Source organism: Mycobacterium sp. (genome assembly GCF_036490025.1).
Taxonomy (GTDB): Bacteria; Actinomycetota; Actinomycetes; order Mycobacteriales; family Mycobacteriaceae; genus Mycobacterium.
Map to the genome: position 1 here is coordinate 1 of NZ_DASXEP010000172.1, position 19,936 is coordinate 19,936.

Below are 19,936 nucleotides of genomic sequence, written 5' to 3' on the forward strand. Positions count from 1 at the left end.
CGTCACACCAGAGTCTCTCGTGTAAGGCATCTCTCGTCCCGAGCGTGGTCGGGTGGCTATCTGCGCCGGGATAATTGACAGAATGTCATTAACGATTTCTGCGCTGGCCCGTGGTGCAGTACCTGCTGTTATCGCGCTGGCATGCTCAGCTGTCCCCGCAAGCGCCGACCCCGGAACAGTGGTGCCGATGCGAAGCATCCTGCGCGCGTGCGATTTCACTCCGATCCCCGATCGGGCCTCGACGGATCGTGCCACGGCGTCCGCCGTCATCCACGCCGCCGGCGGGACAGTGACCGCGGAGGTGCACCTCGCAGAGCCCGGCCAGCCCAACACCCACTACGACGTCAGCCTGATCCAGGCGCCCCGGGCGTCGAACGCGCCTTGCGATGTCGCGGGGCTGGGCGTCGCGGTGGCCGGTCTGGACAGCGACGGCGCGGGAGTGGCGAACACCACGGTGCGGGACGGCCTTCGCTCCGGCACGACGGGGGTCTGGGTCTTCATCCGCCGGCCGGCCCAGTTCGCACAGAGCCCGGCCGAGTTCTACACCTCGGATTTCCCGGCGTCGGTCTAAATCGGCGTCAGACCGTGCTTGCGCTGGGTACGCCAGTGAATCTGCTTGTCGCGCAAAAGGTTCAATGACTTACGCAGTAGCAGCCTGGTCTCGTGCGGTTGGATGACGCCGTCGATGAACCCGCGCTCAGCCGCGATCCACGGGATCGCCATGTTCAGGTTATAGCCCTCGATGAAGTCCTTCTTGATCTTCTGCGCATCCGGGGTGGTCGGGTCGGGGAACCGCTTCATCAGCAGCTGTGCGGCCCCCTCGGCCCCGATCACGGCGATGCGCGCGGTGGGCCAGGCGAAGTTCAGGTCGGCGGTCAGCTGCTTGGACCCCATCACCGCGTAAGCCCCGCCGTAGGATTTGCGGATCGTGATGGTCACCTTCGGCACGTCAGCCTCCACGACGACGTTGAAGAACCGGCCGCCGCGTTTGATGATGCCGCCCTTCTCCTGCTCGACGCCCGGGAGAAAGCCCGGGGTGTCGACGACGAAAACCAGCGGCAGATTGTAGGAGTCGCAGAACCGGATGAAGCCGGCCGCCTTGTCCGACGCCTCGTTGTCGATCGCCCCCGACATGTACATCGGCTGGTTGGCGATCACCCCGACCGGCCGGCCGTCCACCCGGGCGAACGCTGTGATCATCGCCTGACCGCGCTGCGCGGCGACGTCGAAGACGTCGCCGTCGTCGAAGATCCGCAGCAGGATCTCGTGCATGTCGTAGGCCATGTTGTCGCTGTCCGGCACGATGGCATCCAGCTCGAGGTCGTCCGGTGTGATCTCCGGTTCCAAACCAGGATTGACCACGGGTGCGTCATCGAACGTGTTGGCCGGCAGGAAGCTCAGGTAGTCCCGCACGTACTGGAAGGCCGCGGCCTCGTCCTCGACAACCTGGTGGATGTTGCCGTAGCGGGCCTGGTAGTCGGCGCCGCCGAGCTCGTCGAGGCTGACGTCCTCGCCGGTGGCCGCCTTGATCACGTCCGGGCCGGTAGCGAACATATAGCCCTGGTCGCGCACCGCCACCACCAGGTCGGTCTGAATCGGTGAATAGACCGCTCCCCCAGCGCATTTGCCCAGGATGATGGAAACCTCTGGCACCAGGCCGCGCAGCAGCTCGTGGCGGCGGCCCAACTCGGCGTACCAGGCCAGCGAGGTGACCGCATCTTGGATTCGGGCACCGGCAGAGTCGTTGATGCCGATGATCGGGCAACCGACCATCGCGACCCACTCCATCAGCTTGGCCACCTTGCGGCCGAACATCTCGCCCACCGAGCCCTGGAACACGGTCTGGTCGTGACTGAAAACCGCGACCGGGCGGCCGTTGATTCTGCCGTGCCCGGTGACCACGCCGTCGCCGAACAGCGCGTCCGGGTCACCCGGTGTGCGCGCCAATGCGCCGATCTCCAGAAAGCTGCCCGGGTCGAGCAGCGCGTGAATGCGGGCACGAGCGCTCGGGAGGCCCTTTTTGTCCCGCCGCGCGATCGCCTTCGGATCACCGGGTTCCTTGGCGGTCTCCAGCTTTTCGCGCAGTTCGGCCAGCAGCTCAGCGGTGGTCTTGGTGGTCACTCGGCTTCTTTCTGCTCGGCGTGAATCTTGTTGAGCGCCTGAGTCATATGCGCACCGATTTTGGCGATGATCGGCTCGTCGATGGCCTGGATGTGCTCGCCACCGATCGGCACGACCTCCAAGTCGGCGACGTAGTCGCCCCAGCCGCCGTCGGGTTTGCGGATGGCGTAGGCGGGCTCGAAGGTGATCGCGTCGTCGTGGTAGCGGTCGGCCATGTACAGCGTGACGTGGCCGTCGTACGGCTGGTACTCGGCGGTGTCGATCGCCCGCTGGTCCAGATATGACGTGCGCTGGTGTTCGATGATCCCACCCGGGATCTGCACGCCGCTCTGCCGCACGGCCTCCAGCACGAACCTGATCTGGCCCTCGTCGTCGAGCTGTTCGAGCTGCTCGTAAGGGATTTCGGGGACCTCGACATTGAAGGTCCGCTCGGCGAAGCGCGCGTAACGGTCCCAGCGCTTGCGGGTCTCTTCCTTGGTCTGCAGGATCGGCTCCCCGGGCATCACCGCGTCGATCAACCCGACGAACGGCACGTCGCAACCTTGCTGCTTCAGCCCGATCGCACAGGCATAGGCCAACGCGCCGCCCAGTGACCAGCCGGCCAGAATGAACGGCCCGTCCCCGCCCAGCTCGCGCAGCTTCGGAACGTATTGCGCCGCACGCTCTTCTATGCTGCCCTCGACGCGTTCGAATCCGTACATCGGGGTGTCCGGCGGCAGGCGATTCAGCAACGGCTCGTAGACCACCGTCGACCCGCCGGCGGCGTGGAACACGAAAACGGCCGGCTTGGTGGAGCCTTCGGGCCTGGCCCGAATCGTGCGGACGAAACCGTCGATCTGGCCGGCCTCCAGGTACTCGCGCACGGTGCTGGCGAGTTCCTCGATGGTCCCGGCGGCCTTGACGTCGTCCACGGTGATCGTGCCCTCCGCGCGCTCCGACAGCCGCTCCGCCATCTTGGTGGCGGCGGCGTCGTCGAGTGTGCGCAGCTCGTTGAAAATGCCGCCCGGTGACTTTCCGGTGACGATCGCCCACGTCGCGAAGGTGACCCGCTCGGCTGCGTCGCGTGGCGGAATGTCGGAGTTGAGCACCGCGGCGACGGCCTGCTGGTTGAGTGCCTGCCCGGCGGCCGTCAGGTTGGGTTGTGCGGCAGCGGCCACCGGACCCGAAGGATCCGTCGGCGGCGGCGGAACCGGTGTGTCCGACTGTGTCTCGGGCTCGGCCTGGGTATCGGGCGCGGGTGCGGTCAGCGACGACGGGGTGGCCCCGGACAGCATGGCGGCCTGCTCGGCGGCGATCTCCTCGGCGGTCTGCGTCTTCTGCCGCTCGTGCAGATCCTGCACCTCGTCGCGGTGCTCGATCGCGTACTCGATCAGCTTCTCGACGTTGTAGAGGTTGGCGTCGCGGACCGCCTGCAGCTGAATCGGCGGCATGTCGAAGTCGTACTCGACGCGGTTCTTGATCCGCACGGCCATCATCGAGTCCAGGCCGAGCTCGACCAGCGGGACCTCCCAGGGCAGGTCCTCGGGCTCATAACCCATCGCCATCGACACGATGGACGCCAGCCGATCACGCACCGTCTCACCGGAATCCGGCGACCAGCGGGCCAAGGCGCCCACCTGACGGGCAGTCAGGCTGTCGGTCACGGCGCCAGCCGGGTCCGGCTCGTCGGCTGCCGGCTCGGCCACGGGCGCGGTGGTCGACGGGGCGATGCCTGCCCCGACGGCTGTCGGCAAAACCGAGGCTTGAGCCGCCCGCGACACCAGCGCGTCGTAGACCAAAGTGAAGGACTCGTCGATGCGCGCATGGATCTGCACCGCCGCCCCGCCGGGATGGCGGGTCAGCGTCGTCACCAGCCGGGCGTTGGAGGCCGGGACGGCGCGCTGCTCGGATGCCGTCAGCACCGCATCCGGAAGCACTTGGGTGGCAGCGGCTTTCACCAGGCCGGCCAGATCTGCCGCGCCGCGCGGCGCGTACTCCCACACATGCCTGCCGTCGGGCATCGCCACGTGCGTACCGGGCATCAGCACCGAGCCGTCGCCGGAGAAGTGCGCATCCAGCCAGTGCTCCTTGCGGCGGAACTTGGTTGGCGGAATGTTGGCAAAGTCTTCCGGGCCGGTCGCGCGGCTGAACAGCGTGCGGATGTCCAGGTCATGGCCGAACACGAACAACTGCGCCATCGCCGAGATCATCGATTCGAGGTCGTCCTGCTTGCGGGCCAGCGTCGGAATCAGTTGCGCGTCCGGCAATCCCGCGGCCGCAGTGGTCAGACCGATCTGCATCAGCGCGACCGGGTTCGGCGCCAGCTCCAAGAAGGTGGTGTAGCCGTTGTCGACGGCGTTGCGCACGCCGTGGGTGAAGTACACCGAATGCCGCATGCCCTTGAGCCAGTAGGCGACGTCGTGGATCGGCTCGCCACCCGGCCGGATGTACGTCCCCTCGTGCACCGTCGAGAAGATGCCGACCTTCGGGCTCGTCGGTGAAATCCCTTGCAGCTCAGCGGAGAACTCGCCCAGCAACGGATCCATCTGCGACGTGTGGCCGGCGCCCTTGGTCTGCAGTTTGCGGGCGAAGCGTCCCTCCGCCTCGGCGCGGGCGACGATCGCGTCGATCTCCTCGGGCGGGCCGCCGATGACGGTCTGGCTGGGAGCGGCGTAGACGCACACCTCCAGGCCGGAGAAGTCGGCGAACACCGTCTTGAGTTCGTCGGCGGAGTATTCGACCAGCGCCATGAACCGGATGTACTCACCGAACAGCATCGATTCGCCCTCGCCCATCAGGTGCGAGCGCGAGCAGATCACCCGGGTGGCGTCGGCGAGCGATAGCCCGCCGGCAAAGTAGGCGGCGGCGGGTTCGCCCAGTGACTGGCCGATCACCGCAGCGGGTTTCGCGCCGTGCTGGCGCAGCACCTCACCCAGCGCGATCTGGATCGCGAAGATGACGACGTTGCTGGTCTCGATGCCGTAGTCGACCGAGTCGTCGAGGATCAGCTCGAGCACCGAGTAGCCCCGCTCGTCCTGGATCAGCGCGTCGACCTTGTCGATCCACTCGGCGAAGACCTCGTGGCGCAGATACAGGTTCTTGCCCATCTTGCGGTGCTGCGCACCGAAACCGGCCATCGCCCACACCGGACCATTGGTCGCCGGCCCGTCGGTGCTGAACACGTAGGGCTTCTGCTTGCCATCGGCGATCGCGCGCAGACCCTTGATGGCTTCGTCGTGGTCGTGTGCCAACACCACTGCGCGGGAACGGCCGTGGTTGCGTCGGGACAACGCCCGGCCGATCGATTCCAGCGACGACGCCTGGCCCTCCGGGGATTCCATCCAGTCAGCGAGCTCGGCCGCAGCCACCTTCTTGCGCGACGTCAGGAAAGCCGATACCGCCAGGGGCGCCACCGGAGTCGGAACCTCTTCAGCCGCAAGCTCTTCCAGCGCCACCTCTTTGAGCCGAATGGCTTCATCGGTGATGCCGGGCAACTCGTACTCGGCTTCCGCCGGCGCAGTGTCGTCTTCGATGAACTCGCCGTACTCGTCGAAGCGCATTCCCCCAACGTGCTCGACATGCTCCTCGGCGGCGGGTGCCGCGGGAGCAGCCCCGGGCTGCTGTTCGGGCTCGCGCTCGACGACGTCGCGGGGCAGCACCTCGCGCAGCACCAGGTGCGCGTTGGCGCCGCCGAACCCGAAGCCGGACACCCCCGCAACGGCGTACCCGCCGTAGCGGGGCCAGTCGCCGACGGTGTCCAGGACGCGCAGATGCGCGGCGTCGAAGTCGATGTAGGGGTTGGGGCCGGCGTAGTTGATCGACGGCGGCAGCTTGTCGTGCTGGAGCGACAGCACCATCTTGACCAGGCTGGCCGCACCGGCCGCCGACTCCATATGTCCGACATTGGTTTTCACCGCGCCGAGCAGCGCAGGCTTGTCGGCGGGACGGCCGCGACCGATCACCCGACCCAGCGCCTGGGCCTCGATCGGGTCGCCCAACACGGTGCCGGTGCCATGCGCCTCGACGTAATCGACGGTGCGCGGGTTGATGCCGGCGTCCTTGTAGGCCCGGCGCAGCACGTCGGCCTGCGCGTCTGGATTGGGCGCGATCAGACCGTTCGACCGGCCGTCGTGGTTGACTGCGCTACCGGCGATCACCGCGAGGATCTGATCGCCGTCGCGGCGTGCGTCGTCGACCCGCTTCAGCACCAGCATCGCGCCGCCCTCGGAGCGGGTGTAGCCGTCGGCGTCGGCCGAGAACGACTTGATCCGGCCGTCCGGCGAGAGCACTTGGCCGATCTCGTCGAAACCGAGTGTCACCGCGGGCGTGATCAGCGCATTGACCCCACCGGCCACCGCCACTTCGCATTCACCGCTGCGCAACGCCTGCACGGCCTGATGGGTGGCGACCAGCGAGCTCGAGCAGGCGGTGTCCACCGCGACCGACGGGCCGTGGAAGTCGAAGAAGTACGAAACCCGGTTGGCCACAATCGAACTCGCGGTGCCGGTGATCGCATACGGGTGGGCGACGGTGGGGTCGGACATCGCCAGGTAGCTGTAGTCCATCACCGAGGTGCCGACGTACACGCCGACGGACTCGCCGCGCAGGCTGGACGCCGGGATGCGGGCGTGTTCGAACGCCTCCCAGGTCAGCTCCAGCGTCATCCGCTGCTGCGGGTCGATGTTATCGGCCTCGGTCTTGGACAGCGCGAAGAACTCGGAGTCGAAGCCCTTGATGTCGCTGACGTAACCGCCGCGGGTACGGGCGTTCTTGATGCGCTCGGCCAGCCGCGGCTCTTCCATGAACTCCGACCAACGCCCCTCGGGCAGATCGGTGATCGCGTCTCGACCCTCCAGCAGTGCCTGCCAAGTCTCGTCGGGAGTGTTCATGTCGCCGGGCAACCGGGTCGCCAGGCCCACCACGGCGATGTCGACCCGCTCGATCGGCCCGCTACGCGTCCAGTCGGTCTCATCGTCGGCGGTGTCGAGCTCGGGGTCGCCCTCCACGATCCAGGTGGCCAGCGATTCGATCGTCGGATGCTCGAAAGCGGCCGCGATCGACATGGTGACCCCGGTACGGTCCTCGATATCGGCGGCCATCGCCACGGCGTCGCGCGAGGACAGACCCAGTTCCACCATCGGCGTGGCCTCGTCAACCGCGTCGGGCGATCGCCCGGTGGCATCGGCGACCCAGTTGCGCAGCCACTGCCGCACCTCGGCGATGGTCATGTCGGTGCGAGCAGGGTTGCTGATGGGCTCAGCGGTCTGCGGGGAATCGAGGTCTGCGTCAGTCATGTTCGCGGTCAATCCGCTTGGTCGGGGAAGGAATTCGGGGACGCGGTGCCGCTGCGCAGGCTGCCGTCGATATAGGCGGCGCGGCACGCGCGGCGGCCGATCTTGCCGCTGGAGGTCCGGGGCACCGATCCGGCCTGCACCAGCAGGACGTCCCGCACCGTCACCCCGTGCCGGATGGCGATGGCGGTCCGGATGTCGTCGGCGATCGGCTGGTAGTCGAGCTTGTGCGCGCCGGGGGCACGCTCACCAACGATCACCAGCTGCTCGGAGGTGTCGTCCGGGTCGTACTTCAGTCCGGCGTGCGAGTTGTCGAACACTTCGGCGGGCAGCTGGTTGGCCGGCACCGAGAAGGCTGCCACATAGCCTGGGCGCAGCGCTCGGCTGGCTTCCTGCGCCGAGTACTCCAGGTCCTGCGGATAGTGATTGCGCCCGTCGACGATGACCAGGTCCTTGACCCGGCCGGTGACATAGAGGTGACCGTTGTGGTAGGTGCCGTAGTCACCGGTGCGTACCCACGTCCCGTCGTCGGGAGCGCCTTCGGCGCGGGACGGGTTGGTGCGCGACTTCAGAATGTTCTTGAACGTCTCGACCGTCTCTTCTTCTCGGTTCCAGTACCCGGCTCCCATGTTCTGGCCGTGCAGCCAGATTTCGCCGACCTGCCCGTCGGGCAATTCGCTGGCCGACTCGGCGTCGACGATGACGGCACGTTGGTCGACACCGATCACGCCGGCGGAAGCCTGCGCGACGGCGGTCGGTGCGTCGGCGGCCACCTCGACGAACTGCCTGTTGTTCAACGCCTCCCGGTCGACATGAATGATCGTGGGCGCCTCGTCCATCGGGGTGGTCGAGACGAACAGGGTGGCCTCGGCCAGACCGTAGGACGGCTTGATCGCCTCCTCCCGGAAGCCGTATGGCCCAAACGCCTCGTTGAACTTGCGGATCGATGCCGCCGACACCGGCTCACTGCCGTTGAGGATCGCCTTGACATTGCTCAGGTCCAGCGGCGGCTCACCGTCTTTGGGCAGGCCGCGCAGCGCTGCATGTTCGAAAGCGAAGTTCGGTGCGGCGGAGAGGGTCTGGCCGGTTTCGCCCTCCTTACGCGCGAGCTCGCGTATCCACCTGCTGGGCCGGCGCACGAAGGCGGCGGGCGTCATGAAGGTGAAGCGGTAGCCGACCACCGTCGACAACAAGGTGGTGATCAGGCCCATGTCGTGGAAGAACGGCAGCCAGCTCACACCGCGGTCGCCGTCCTGGCCTTCCATGGCGTGAATCACCTGGACCACATTCGTCGGCAGGTTCAGATGCGTGATCTCGACGCCCGTCGGGGTGCGGGTGGATCCAGAGGTGTATTGCAGATAGGCGACGGTGTCGTGATTGGCCAGCACGGGCTCCCAGGTGGTGGCGACGTCGTTGGGCACTGCGTCCACGGCGATGACGCGTGGTCGCTCCTTGGCCGGCCGGCTGCGGAAGAACTTGCGGACCCCCTCGGCGGAGTCGCTGGTGGTCAGGATCGCCGACGGGGCGCAGTCGTCGAGTACAGCGTGCAGCCGGCCGACGTGTCCCGGCTCGGCCGGATCGAACAGCGGCACCGCGATCCGGGCGGCGTACAGCGTGCCGAAGAACGCGACCAGGTAGTCCAGGCTCTGCGGGCAGAGGATCGCGACGCGGTCACCCGGCTGGGTGACCTGCTGCAGCCGGGCGCCGACCGCACGGTTACGGGCACCGAACTCGGCCCATGAGATGTCCTTCGCGACACCGTCGCGTTCGGTGGAGAAGTCCAGGAAGCGATAGGCCAGTTGGTCCCCGCGCACCTTGGCCCACTTCTCAACATGACGAACAAGGTCGGTGTTGTCCGGAAACGTGATCTTGCCGTTCACGATGAACGGGTTGTGGTAGGCCATGCCGCTCTCTCCTTCACCACGCTGCTCGGGCTAAGTCTGGGTGAGCCTCACCGACGGTGTCATCGGACTCTGGCCGACCTGCGGGGGTACCACCCTTCGCCTGCGAGAGGCTGTCGCGAAACGGCAAACCTCCCAGAGGCTACCGAGGCGCATCGAGTGCGCCGCAACGCGTGGACGCGATAGGCCGACCATAGCTGCTCTTAAAACTCTCTTAATGTTAGTGGGCGGTTCGCCGCGCACCAAATCCGAAGGTACCGCTTGTCGAAACTGTGACCTGTGACGCTGGGCCGGTCGTGTTGCATGTCCCGGTCACCCGTGTTTGGGATGGGGCGCATTTTCGATCGTGCTGTGCGTCCAATTCAACGTCCACTCGGTTGACGGCTGGCCATCCAGGCTCCAGAACTGGGTGGTGGCATACAGCGCATGCACCGGCTGGCCGGCACCACCGGCCAGAATGTCCAGCGTCCTGGGCAGATTCGCGAGGCTGAACGCCTCCGGCGGAGCCGCGCAGATCAGGTCGCCGGCCCCGCAGATCTCGTTGGTCTTGCCGTTCAGCGCACCGAAACCGCCCGGCCGCGCGCCCGTCATCGTCAAGCCGAGAGTGGACAGTACCGGCACCTCGTGCAGGATGATCTCGGCGCCCTCGCCCGGCGGATTGGGCCCGATTTCCTGACCCACGCCCTGCTGGCGGCGGCCATCGGCGATCAACGTCACACCGAGCACCAGGTCGTCGTCCACCGGTCCGCGCCCGTTGCCGACATCGCTGGCGATGTCGCCGGCGATCACCGCGCCCTGCGAGAATCCCACCAACACGTAGCCGGTCAGCGGGCATTTGACGTTCATGTCCGTCATCGCCTTGACCGCCGCTCGAGTGCCCTCGGCCCGGCTGTCGTTGTAGGAGATCTGCGGGTCGCCGCTGAGCGGGTTGTGGAACTGAGCGGTGTAGGGGACGGTGTAGGTCTCGACCCGGCTGGAGTTGAACTGCTCGCGGATCGGCCGGGTGACGTTGAGCAACAACGCCTTCGGGAACTGAACCGGGTTGAGCGGATCGTCCTGCAGCGACGATTCCCAAGTCCCGGGAATCGCGATCAGTTGCACGTCGGGGCAGCTGGAATCCTGCGAGGCCGGCCGCGGCTTGTGTGGGCGAGCCGAACCATTGCTGGCCGGCGGCACGATGCTGGGCGGCACCGCGCTCGGTGCGGTCTGGCGTTGCCGCAGCACACCGACCACCGCCAGGATGACCAGCCCCACCACCAATGCCACTGCGGCGGCGGCGATCAACGCCAGAATGCGACGGCGGCGTTTGCGCCGGGAATTCACAGCCATGGTCTCCTGCTAGCAGAGTCGGTCGATTGCACAGCCGAACTGCCGTCGAGCGGCCGTCGTGCTTGCTTCACGGTACCGGCTTGCGGCACCGCGCCCGCCCGACGAGCTAGCGGATCGCGCCGACGATGTCGCCGGACATCGCGCCCAGCTGCGAGCTCCACGAACCCCAGTCGTTGCCGCCGCCGCCCGGGAAGTCGAAGTGCCCGTTGTGCCCACCGACGTTGCGGTATTCCTGGTAGAAGAACCGGGCGTTACCCATCGCTTCGCCGGACTGGCCGATCATGGCGGCGGCGTCGCCACCCATGTTCATCGGGCTCCAGACCCAGATCCGGGAGTTGTTCTGCGCCAGCAGCGACGCGTGCACGTTCGGGTCGTGCCACTTCCACCGGCCCAGCTGCGGGGCTCCCCACATCCCGTTGCCGTCGACTCCGCCGAACTGCTGCAGCCCCGCGATGATCGCGCCGTTGGTGGTGGTGTTCGACGGGTACAGGAATCCCGACAGCGAACCGGCGAAGCCGAAGCGGTCGGGGTGGAACGTGGCCAGCGCCATCGCCCCATACCCGCCCTGGGAGGCGCCGACGGCCGCGTGCCCGCCGGGAGCCAGGCCCTTGTTGGCGGCCAGCCAGTCCGGCAGCTCACTGGACAGGAACGTGTCCCACTGCTTGCTGCCGTCCTGCTCCCAGTTGGTGTACATGCTGAACGCGCCACCGGCCGGCGCGGCCACCGAGATCCCTTTGCCGGCCAACGTGTTCATCGCGTTACCCGCGGTCACCCAGTTGCTGACGTCCGGCGCGGCATTGAAGGCGTCCAGCAGATACACCGCGTGCGGGCCGCCGGCCAGGAAAGCCACCGGGATGTCCCGGCCCATCGATGCCGACGGCACCATCAGCGTCTCGTAGCCGGCCGCGCGGGCCGAGCCGTTATGCGCTCCGACGAAGACCCCGGCCGTCAATACAGCGGCGCACACCAGCCGTAGCAGCATCGACAGACTTCTCATGACTGACCTCGCTTGTCGCTCGACCACCAATTGAGGGACACCAGATCGCCCCCGGTTCCGCAAGGTAGCTAATCACACCCCATTGGGCCGGACGCCAGAAACGGCGAACGGCGACGACCTCGCTAGGTCGTCGCCGTCAGCCGTGCTGTTCTCAGCTCAGGTGTGCTGGCCGGCCGCCGTGGCAGCCGGAGCACCCGGGCCCGGGCCACCGCCCGGCGTCGCACCGAGGTGCTGCTGCAGGTCGGGCAGCATGGCGTGCAGCTGCGAACCCCAGTACGGCCAGTCGTGCGTGCCGTTGGCGTCGAAGTTGAACACCGCGTTGTGGCCACCGGCCGCGTTGTAGGCGTCCTGCCACTTGATGTTGCTGGTACGCACGAAGCCCTCGAGGAACTTGGCCGGCAGGTTGTCGCCACCGAGGTCCGACGGCTTGCCGTTACCGCAGTACATCCACACGCGGGTGTTGTTGGCGACGGTCTTGCCGACGTTCAGCAGCGGGTCGTTACGAGACCAGGCCGGGTCCTCCTTGGGGCCCCACATGTCGGCGGGCTTGTAGCCACCGGCGTCACCCATCGCAAAGCCGATCAGCGTCGGGCCCATGCCCTGGGAGGGGTCCATCAGACCAGAGAACGAGCCGACCTCGATGAACTGGTCGGGGTGGTAGTTCGCCAGGTTCAGCGACGAGGCACCGGCCATCGACAGACCGACAGCCGCGCCACCGGTCGGCTTCACCTGCTTGTTGGCGTTCAAGTACTGCGGCAGCTCGCTGGTGAGGAAGGTCTCCCACTTGTAGGTCTGGCAACCCGCCTTACCGCACGCCGGCTTGTACCAGTCGGTGTACCAGCTGGACTGTCCACCCACCGGCATAACGAGCGACAGACCGGACTGCAGGTACCACTCGAAGGCCGGCGTGTTGATGTCCCAGCCGCTGAAGTCGTCCTGCGCCCGAAGACCGTCGAGCAGGTACACGGCGGGCGAGTTGGCGCCGCCACTTTGGAACTGGACCTTGATGTCGCGACCCATGGCAGCCGACGGCACCTGCAGGTACTCGACGGGCAGTCCCGGCCGGGAGAACGCGCCGGCGTCGGCGGTCTGACCCACGACACCGATCAGGCCCGGCAGCAGCGCTGCCACGGCAGCCCCTAGCGCGAGCCGACGCGGCAACGTCCCAGCCGCGCCGCGAAACCTGTCAACAAGCCTCATTCTTGCTTCCTCATTCATTGTCGGGCCCAACGGTGTGGGTCGGACTGCATCGCCCTAAATTGCTCAGCTTCTGCGCGAACCGCTTCTTGGCCCGCATCGTTGCTGAGCTCGCCGGCCTGGTTGTCCGGATCTCCGCTATCCATTCGGAGCCGCATCAATGCCGGACGGGCGCAGCTGTGCTTCCGTAGTCAACCACATCTTGCGGTGTGGACTCTCATCGGCGTTGGGCCGAAACCGGGTGCCGCGCGGCGTCCGGACCAGCTCAACTCGACTGCGAATCACCGCGCTGTGACTGTGCCGCCGAGCGGTCGTTGGCCGGTAAGAATGCATTTTTCGTGTTGCTGGGCGACGTTCCGACCTGCCGGCCGGGCGCCGACCAAATGGCCGGCAAAAATTCTTCTGCCGATAACCGTTCCCGGCCGGCGGTCCACCCCGGCGTTAGGGCCCGGTGGCGGGCAGACCGGTGTACGGAGCGCCGCCTGACTCCGGCACAGCCAGGCCACACCTGATCAGTTCGTAGCGCGGAACGCGGTCGATTCGGTAGCGGGTGAACTCAGCAGAGTGCAGCAGATTCGACAGGAACCGGTGGAAACTCATCGGGCCGCGTACCGAAGTCAGCATCTGCTGGGTGCCCGGGCATTGCAGCGCCGCCTCGGCCTGCTGGACGAACTTTGCATCGAGGTAGGCCGGCACACCCGGATACCACTTCACCCACGGTCCGTCGGCGATCACCCAGTCCGGGAACAGGTTCTTGTCGTGACCGATGCGGCCGTGCTGCAGCCGGGCGGTGTGCGCCGCGATCGGGTTGGCCAACCCGATCTGGTCGATCACCCGGACGTCCAGACCGACGTTCATACCCACCATGCCGAGGTTGGTGAAAAACACTGTGTGCGGGCCCTTCTGGGGCGCAGGAGGCGGGGCGGGCGGCTGCTGCGGCGGAATCGGCGGGACGAGATCCCACTGGTCGTAGTTGCCGGACGGCAGCAACAGCGCCCCGTCCGGGGTGTTGTTGAGTGCCACCAGCACCGCACGCATTCGGGGGTAGTCGAGATAGTCGGCGGCCGTCAACGGGTGCGCGTGGCCCGTCGCCTGCGCGTAGAAACGGCGCTCGTCGACGATGCCCGAGTAAGTGACCCGGGTAGCGGCGGCGCCCATCCCGGGCGAATTGGCTGCCCACAGCGCCCAACCCGCGACGGCCATCCACAGCACGCTCACCGCGCCGGCCAGCCAGTAGCCGGCCTCGCGGGAAAGCCCGGTGCCGTCGGGGAACACCACCGGCACCACCGCCACCGGCGCGAGCAGACACAGCAGCGGGACCAGCAATACCCGGCCGTGCATGAAATCTCCGCCCTGCCGGATCCAGTACAGCGCCTGCAGCAACCCGCTGACCAGGATGAATACCACGACGGCGGACGGGCTCTGCATCGACCGGGCCAGCGGCCCACCGCCTGCCGGCGCCGGAAAAGTCCCCTGGTGACCCTTGTGACCCTTGTGGCCCTTGTGGCCCGTGTGTCGATGGGCTGATGCCCACCGGACCAGGCCCAACCCGGCCAGCAACAGCGCCGGCACCCACAACGCGTATGGCTGGTTGAAGTTCGACAGATAGATCAGTCCTTGCGACCACTTGTCGCCCGCCGCGTCCTTGGCCAGCGCGGTCCCGGGAAACAGCAGCCCGTAGTAGCCCATCCGGAAGATCTGGTAGCCCACCGGCAACAGCCCGCCGGCCACCACGATCGCCGTCCGGCGCCGCCAGCCCCGCGCGACGATCAGCATCATGATCAGCGCCAGACCGCCGATCAGGGCCAACTCCGGCCGTACCAGCACGCTGCATCCGGCGACGAAAGCCAGCGCGATGATGAAAACCCGCCCGGCGGGCCGCCCCCGCCTGGTCTGTGACCAGCAGACCATCATCCACCACAGCAGCCCGAGGTAGGCCATCACCAGGCCGCTCTCCAGCCCGGAGGTGGCGAAGTCACGTGCCGGCGGCACCGCGATGTAGGCCAGCGCGCCGGCCGGCAGGATGATCGCGCGGCGGCCCAGCAGGCTGGGTGCGAACAGTCGCCCGGTGCCCAGCATCAGCAGCGCCAGGCCCAGCAGGCTCAGGCCGAGGGCCAACACCAAGGCGACATACTCCAGGCGCATCGGCCAGGTGAGCGAGCCGCCGGCGTACATCAGATACGTCCACACCACCGAGGTGTTGGCCTCGACCCGTTCGCCCTGGTTGAACACCGGGCCGTTGCCTGCCAACAGATTTCGGACGGTCCGCAGCACGATCAGCCCGTCGTCGGCGATCCAGCGGCGCTGCCAGGCGCCCCAACCGAACAGCACCGAGACCACGGCCACGCTTATCCAGAGACTGGCCCGAACCGTGATGTCGTAAGGGAACGAAGCCCGCTCCAGCACCGGCCAGCGCGACGGGGCCGGGGCCCTCGGGGCCGCCTCAGCCGAGGCCGCGTCAGCCGAAGAAGGCGGCAACACCAATGGTTCCGATCAACGCCAGGAACAGCACCTGCAGCACCCGGTCGCGCAGCGCGATGTCCTCGGGTTCGCCGGCCAGGCCACCGTCGACGTCCACCGCGTACCGCAGGATCGCGATCGTGAACGGCACCATCGACACCGCGAACCAGCCGGCCCTGCCGTGGTCGCGCTCGAATGCCCACAGGCCGTAGCAGACCACCACCGCGGTGGCCGACATCGTCCAGACGAATCGCAGATAGGTGCTGGTATAGCTCTCCAGCGACTTGCGGATGCTGGCCCCGGTGCGCTCGGCCAGTTGTAGCTCGGCGTAACGCTTGCCGGCCACCATGAACAGCGATGCAAACGCGGCCGTGAGCAAAAACCATTGGGACAGATGGATACCGGTGGCTGCCCCGCCGGCGATGGCGCGGAGCAAATACGCCGACGAGACGATGCAGATGTCAATGACCGCTTGGTGTTTGAGCCCGAAGCAGTAGGCCAGCTGCATGCTGATGTACACGGCCATCACCAGCGCCAGATTTCGGTTGACCTCCCACGCGATGGCCAGCGACGCCACCCCGAGCACCACCGCCAGCGCGTAGGCCAGCCACTCGGGCACGATGCCGGCGGCGATCGGGCGGAATCGCTTGGTGGGGTGTTCGCGGTCGGCCTCGACGTCGCGGACGTCGTTGACCAAGTAGATGGACGAGGCCGCCAGGCAGAACACCACAAACGCGAGGGCCACCTGGATCAGTACCTTGGTCCAGTCGTGGTGAACGTCGGTGCCCAACGCGGCCAACGGTGCCGCCGCCACCAGGATGTTCTTCACCCACTGCCGCGGACGCATCGCCTTGACCACGCCCGCGATCAGGTTCGGCCGGACGGTTGCAGGCCCGGTCGCCGGCGCGTTGTTCTCGAGGTTTTCCAGGTCTTCACTCATTGCCTGCTCCACGGGCTCGTGCTGGCCCACCGTCAATGCGGGCCGCGACAGCAGCGACGACGGCGCCGACCGCCACGCCGGTGGCCACGTCGCTGGGATAGTGCACGCCGAGCAGCACCCGGGACAGCGCCATCGGCGGCACCAGCATGACAGGCAGCGGCAAGCCGGTCGCCCGCGCCAGCAGTATGGCCGCCGCGGTGGTCGAGGTGGCGTGCGCCGACGGGAAACTCAGGCTGCTCGGGGTGCCGACGTTGACCGCGACCGCCGGGTGATGCGGTCGTGGCCGCCGCACCAGCCGCTTGATCAGCACGGCCGTCGCGTGCGCGGCGAACGCCCCGGCACCGGCCACCAGCCAACTGCGGCGGCGGGCCGGAGCCACCAGCGCGCCGATGGCCGACACCGCCACCCAGCCGAGGCTGTGCTCGCCGAAATGGGACAGCGCCCGCGCGACCGCCAGGGCTCCGGGGCGGTGCGCCAGCGCCGATTGCACCGCGACCAGGACCGCCACCTCGCCGCTCGGCGATGCCGAATCAGCCGCGATGTCGGCCATTGCCCGACGCATTGTCGTGGGCCGGTAGCAGCACCGTCTCCCATTTCTCCTTGCTGGACAACACCGGTAGCGCCGCACGGTAGACGCGGCGCATCTCGTCGAATCGGCGCACCAGCTGCCGTTGGCGCCGCACCGACTGCCACAGCAGCGCGAACATCTTGGCCCGGTCGCGCTGACGGTAGACAGCACCGCGCCCGTCTGCGGTGGTGACGGTGGCACCGTCCAAGGTGGCCAGCCGGAACCACCGGGCGTCGGAAGTCGGCACATTGAGCTGCGGGCGCTGATGGTGTTCTGGCTGGGCCTGTTTGAGCTGATGCAGTGTCCCGCGAATCAGCCGGTACCCGATGGACAGCGGGTTCACCGGCGGTTTCATCTCGTAGTTGCGCTGCGACGGCGACGGCAACTCATCCGACGACGGCAGCACCACCGCATCCGGGTACTGCTTGCGCATCCGATGTACTTCCGGCAGTGCGGATTCCAGTATCGAGAAGATGTGCTCCGGCCCGGCGAGGAAGTCGTCGATCGCCCTGTTCTGAATGGCGACCGTCGAATACTCAAGGCAGGAAAGGTGTTTGAGTGTCGCCTTGAAGTGGCTGCGGACCAGACCGGCGACGTCGCCGTCCCAGTGCATGGCCGCCACCACCAGCCGGTTGCGCAGGTGGAAATAGGCCTGCCAGTCGATCGCGTCGTCTTTGTCGCTCCACGCCATGTGCCAGATAGCCGCACCGGGCAGGGTCGCGGTCGGATAGCCGTGTTCGGCGGCGCGCAACCCGTAATCGGCATCGTCCCATTTGATGAACAGCGGCAACGGCTGGCCGAGCTCCTCGGCGACGTGGCGCGGGATCATGCACGTCCACCAGCCGTTGTAGTCGACGTCGATGCGCCGGTGCAGCAGCTGACTGCGAGGGTTGTTGTCGCTCAACGGGTATTCGGCGAAATCGTGATCGTATTCGGTGAACGGCGCAGCGGTCCACATGAAGTTCGCCCGGTCGACCATCTCGCCCATTATGTGCAGGTGCGACGGCTCCTGCAGGTTGAGCATTTGACCGCCCACCAGCATCGGCGTCTTGGCGAACCGGTGCATCGCCAGGATCCGCAGGATGGTGTCCGACTGCAGCTGAATGTCGTCGTCCATGAACAGGATCTGCTGGCAGTCGGTGTTTTTCAGCGCCTCGTACATCACCCGGCTGTATCCGCCGGAGCCGCCGAGGTTGGGCTGATCGTGGATCGAGAGCCGATCGCCCAGCGGCTCAGCGGCTGCCGCGAAATCGGGGTGGTCACGTACCTTCGATGTGCCTTGATCGGGAACGATCACAGCGCCGATGACCTTGTCCACCAACGGATCTGCGGTGAGCTCCCGCAAGGCGTTCACGCAGTCATCCGGCCGGTTGAACGTCGGGATCCCGATCGCGACGTTGGCGACACCCGGGGCGGGCTGATCCGCATACCATCCGGCACTGCGCAACGTCACGTCCGTGTGGGTGGTGACGTCGAACCAGATCCACCCGCCGTCTTCGAAAGGCTGGAGCCCCACCTGGAATTCGAGAGCCTCGGGTTCGCTGCCCGTCGCGGCGAAATCGCGGCCGTCGACGAAGATCCGGGCCCCGGTGGCCTTGGTGCGGTAGACGTCGACGCGCCCCTTGCCGGTCAGCTCGGTGCGCAGCACCACCGACGTGCAGGTGGTCCACCGACGCCAGTAGCTGGCCGGGAACGCATTGAAGTAGGTGGCGAACGACACTTCGGATTCGGCAGCGATCTGCAGCGAGGTCCGGTTGCTCGCATGCGCGCGCCGCGAATTTGTCGCCGACTCCTCCAGGTAAAGCTTGCGGACGTCGAGCGGCTCGCCCGGCCGCGGCAAGATCACCCGCGCCAACAGGCTCACCGCCTTGCTGGATTGCTGTGTCGCGGCTGGGTTTACATTGTCGACCGTGGTCTTACTCATCCCCGGTTGCTTCCTCTGCTGTTCTCGTCTCGAGCCTGAAGCGAAGCGCCGTCACGCAGGTGCGGCGCCAGCACGTTGTCGTACATGCTCAGTGCGCTGGCGATGGCCATGTGCATGTCGAGATATTGGTAGGTGCCCAGACGTCCACCGAAAAGCACCTTCGCCGAGCCGGTTTCGTTCGTGGCTCTGGCCCGGTAGGCGGCCAGCACCGCGCGGTCGGCCCCGGTGTTGATCGGGTAATAGGGCTCGTCATCGTGCTCGGCGAAGCGGGAGTACTCCCGCATGATCACTGTCTTGTCGGTCGGATAGTCCCGCTCCGGGTGGAAGTGACGGAACTCGTGGATGCGGGTGTAGGGCACGTCGGCGTCGTTGTAGTTCATCACCGGAGTGCCCTGAAAGTCGCCGGTCGGCAGCACGTCAAGCTCGAAATCTAAAGTGCGCCAGCCCAAGTGACCGTCAGCAAAATCGAAGTAGCGGTCCAGTGGGCCGGTGTAGACCACCGGAGCATCCGGACTGGCGGCACGTAGTTCATCACGGACGTCGAACCAGTCGGTGTCCAGCCTGACCTCGATGCGGTCGTCGGCCGCCATGTTCTGCAGCCAGGCCGTGTAGCCGTCGACCGGCAGGCCCTCGTAGGTGTCGTTGAAGTAGCGATTGTCAAAGGTGTAGCGCACCGGCAGCCGGGTGATGTTGGCCGCGGGCAGCTCCTTGGGGTCGGTCTGCCACTGCTTCGCGGTGTAGTGCTTCATGAACGCCTCGTACAGCGGCCGGCCGATCAGCGAGATCGCCTTCTCCTCGAAGTTCTGCGCGTCGTCGCTCTTGATCTCGGCGGCCTGCTCGGCGATCAGCGCCCTGGCCTCGTCCGGCGAGAAGTAGCGGCCGAAGAACTGCGACACCAGGCCCAGGCCCATCGGGAACTGGTAGGCCTGCCCGTCGTGCATGGCGAAGACCCGATGTTGGTAGCCGGTGAAGTCGGTGAACTGTCGCACGTAGTCCCACACCCGCTTGTTGGAGGTGTGGAAGAGGTGCGCGCCGTACTTGTGCACCTCGATACCGGTCGACGGCTCGGCCTCCGAGTAGGCGTTTCCGCCGATATGCGGACGCCTGTCGACGACAAGCACCCGCTTGCCGAGCTGAGAAGCCACGCGCTCGGCAACCGTCAGACCGAAAAATCCGGAGCCGACGACATAGAGGTCAAAACGACCGGAAGGAGAAGTCATCGGTTGCCT

The 19,936-nt window shown here is 66.8% G+C and carries 12 protein-coding genes; 1 reads left to right on the forward strand and 11 read right to left on the reverse strand.

From position 1 onward, the window contains the following. Positions 1-82 precede the first annotated feature (82 nt). Positions 83-571, forward strand: coding sequence for a hypothetical protein (locus tag VGG53_RS19730; protein ID WP_331519774.1), 489 nt, complete (start codon positions 83-85; stop codon positions 569-571). Here VGG53_RS19730 and VGG53_RS19735 read toward each other — a convergent pair. The 11 genes from VGG53_RS19735 to glf all read right to left on the reverse strand — a co-directional run bounded on the left by VGG53_RS19735 (position 568) and on the right by glf (position 19,927). Continuing rightward, entirely contained in the window at positions 568-2,121 is a 1,554-nt protein-coding gene (locus VGG53_RS19735) for an acyl-CoA carboxylase subunit beta (RefSeq protein WP_331519775.1), read from the reverse strand. The two genes, VGG53_RS19730 and VGG53_RS19735, sit on opposite strands and share 4 nt — an antisense overlap. Continuing rightward, a complete protein-coding gene (gene pks13 / locus VGG53_RS19740) occupies positions 2,118-7,394 on the reverse strand; it encodes a polyketide synthase Pks13 (RefSeq protein WP_414689008.1) in 5,277 nt (1,758 codons plus the stop codon). The genes VGG53_RS19735 and pks13 overlap by 4 nt, the downstream gene beginning before the upstream one ends. Positions 7,395-7,402: 8 nt before the next feature. After that, a complete protein-coding gene (gene fadD32, locus VGG53_RS19745) occupies positions 7,403-9,295 on the reverse strand; it encodes a long-chain-fatty-acid--AMP ligase FadD32 (protein WP_331519776.1) in 1,893 nt (630 codons plus the stop codon). Between the two features lie 309 nt (positions 9,296-9,604). After that, complete coding sequence (locus VGG53_RS19750; RefSeq protein WP_331519777.1) at positions 9,605-10,621, reverse strand: cutinase family protein; 1,017 nt, start codon at positions 10,619-10,621, stop codon at positions 9,605-9,607. Positions 10,622-10,727: 106 nt separating this feature from the next. Further along, entirely contained in the window at positions 10,728-11,618 is an 891-nt protein-coding gene (locus tag VGG53_RS19755; RefSeq protein WP_331519778.1) for an alpha/beta hydrolase family protein, read from the reverse strand. Between the two features lie 156 nt (positions 11,619-11,774). Beyond that, positions 11,775-12,818, reverse strand: coding sequence for an alpha/beta hydrolase family protein (locus tag VGG53_RS19760; RefSeq protein WP_331519779.1), 1,044 nt, complete (start codon positions 12,816-12,818; stop codon positions 11,775-11,777). Between the two features lie 438 nt (positions 12,819-13,256). Continuing rightward, positions 13,257-15,296, reverse strand: a complete 2,040-nt coding sequence (zomB, locus tag VGG53_RS19765) for a flagellar motor control protein ZomB (RefSeq protein WP_414689009.1) — start codon at positions 15,294-15,296, stop codon at positions 13,257-13,259. After that, a complete protein-coding gene (locus VGG53_RS19770; protein WP_331519839.1) occupies positions 15,274-16,122 on the reverse strand; it encodes a decaprenyl-phosphate phosphoribosyltransferase in 849 nt (282 codons plus the stop codon). The genes zomB and VGG53_RS19770 overlap by 23 nt, the downstream gene beginning before the upstream one ends. 85 nt (positions 16,123-16,207) lie before the next feature. Beyond that, positions 16,208-16,765 carry a phosphatase PAP2 family protein gene (locus VGG53_RS19775; RefSeq protein WP_331519780.1) on the reverse strand — a complete coding sequence of 186 codons (558 nt, stop codon included), beginning with the start codon at positions 16,763-16,765 and terminating at the stop codon, positions 16,208-16,210. Beyond that, a complete protein-coding gene (locus tag VGG53_RS19780) occupies positions 16,746-18,707 on the reverse strand; it encodes a glycosyltransferase (RefSeq protein ID WP_331519781.1) in 1,962 nt (653 codons plus the stop codon). The genes VGG53_RS19775 and VGG53_RS19780 overlap by 20 nt, the downstream gene beginning before the upstream one ends. Then, complete coding sequence (gene glf / locus VGG53_RS19785; protein WP_331519782.1) at positions 18,704-19,927, reverse strand: UDP-galactopyranose mutase; 1,224 nt, start codon at positions 19,925-19,927, stop codon at positions 18,704-18,706. The genes VGG53_RS19780 and glf overlap by 4 nt, the downstream gene beginning before the upstream one ends. Positions 19,928-19,936 lie beyond the last annotated feature (9 nt).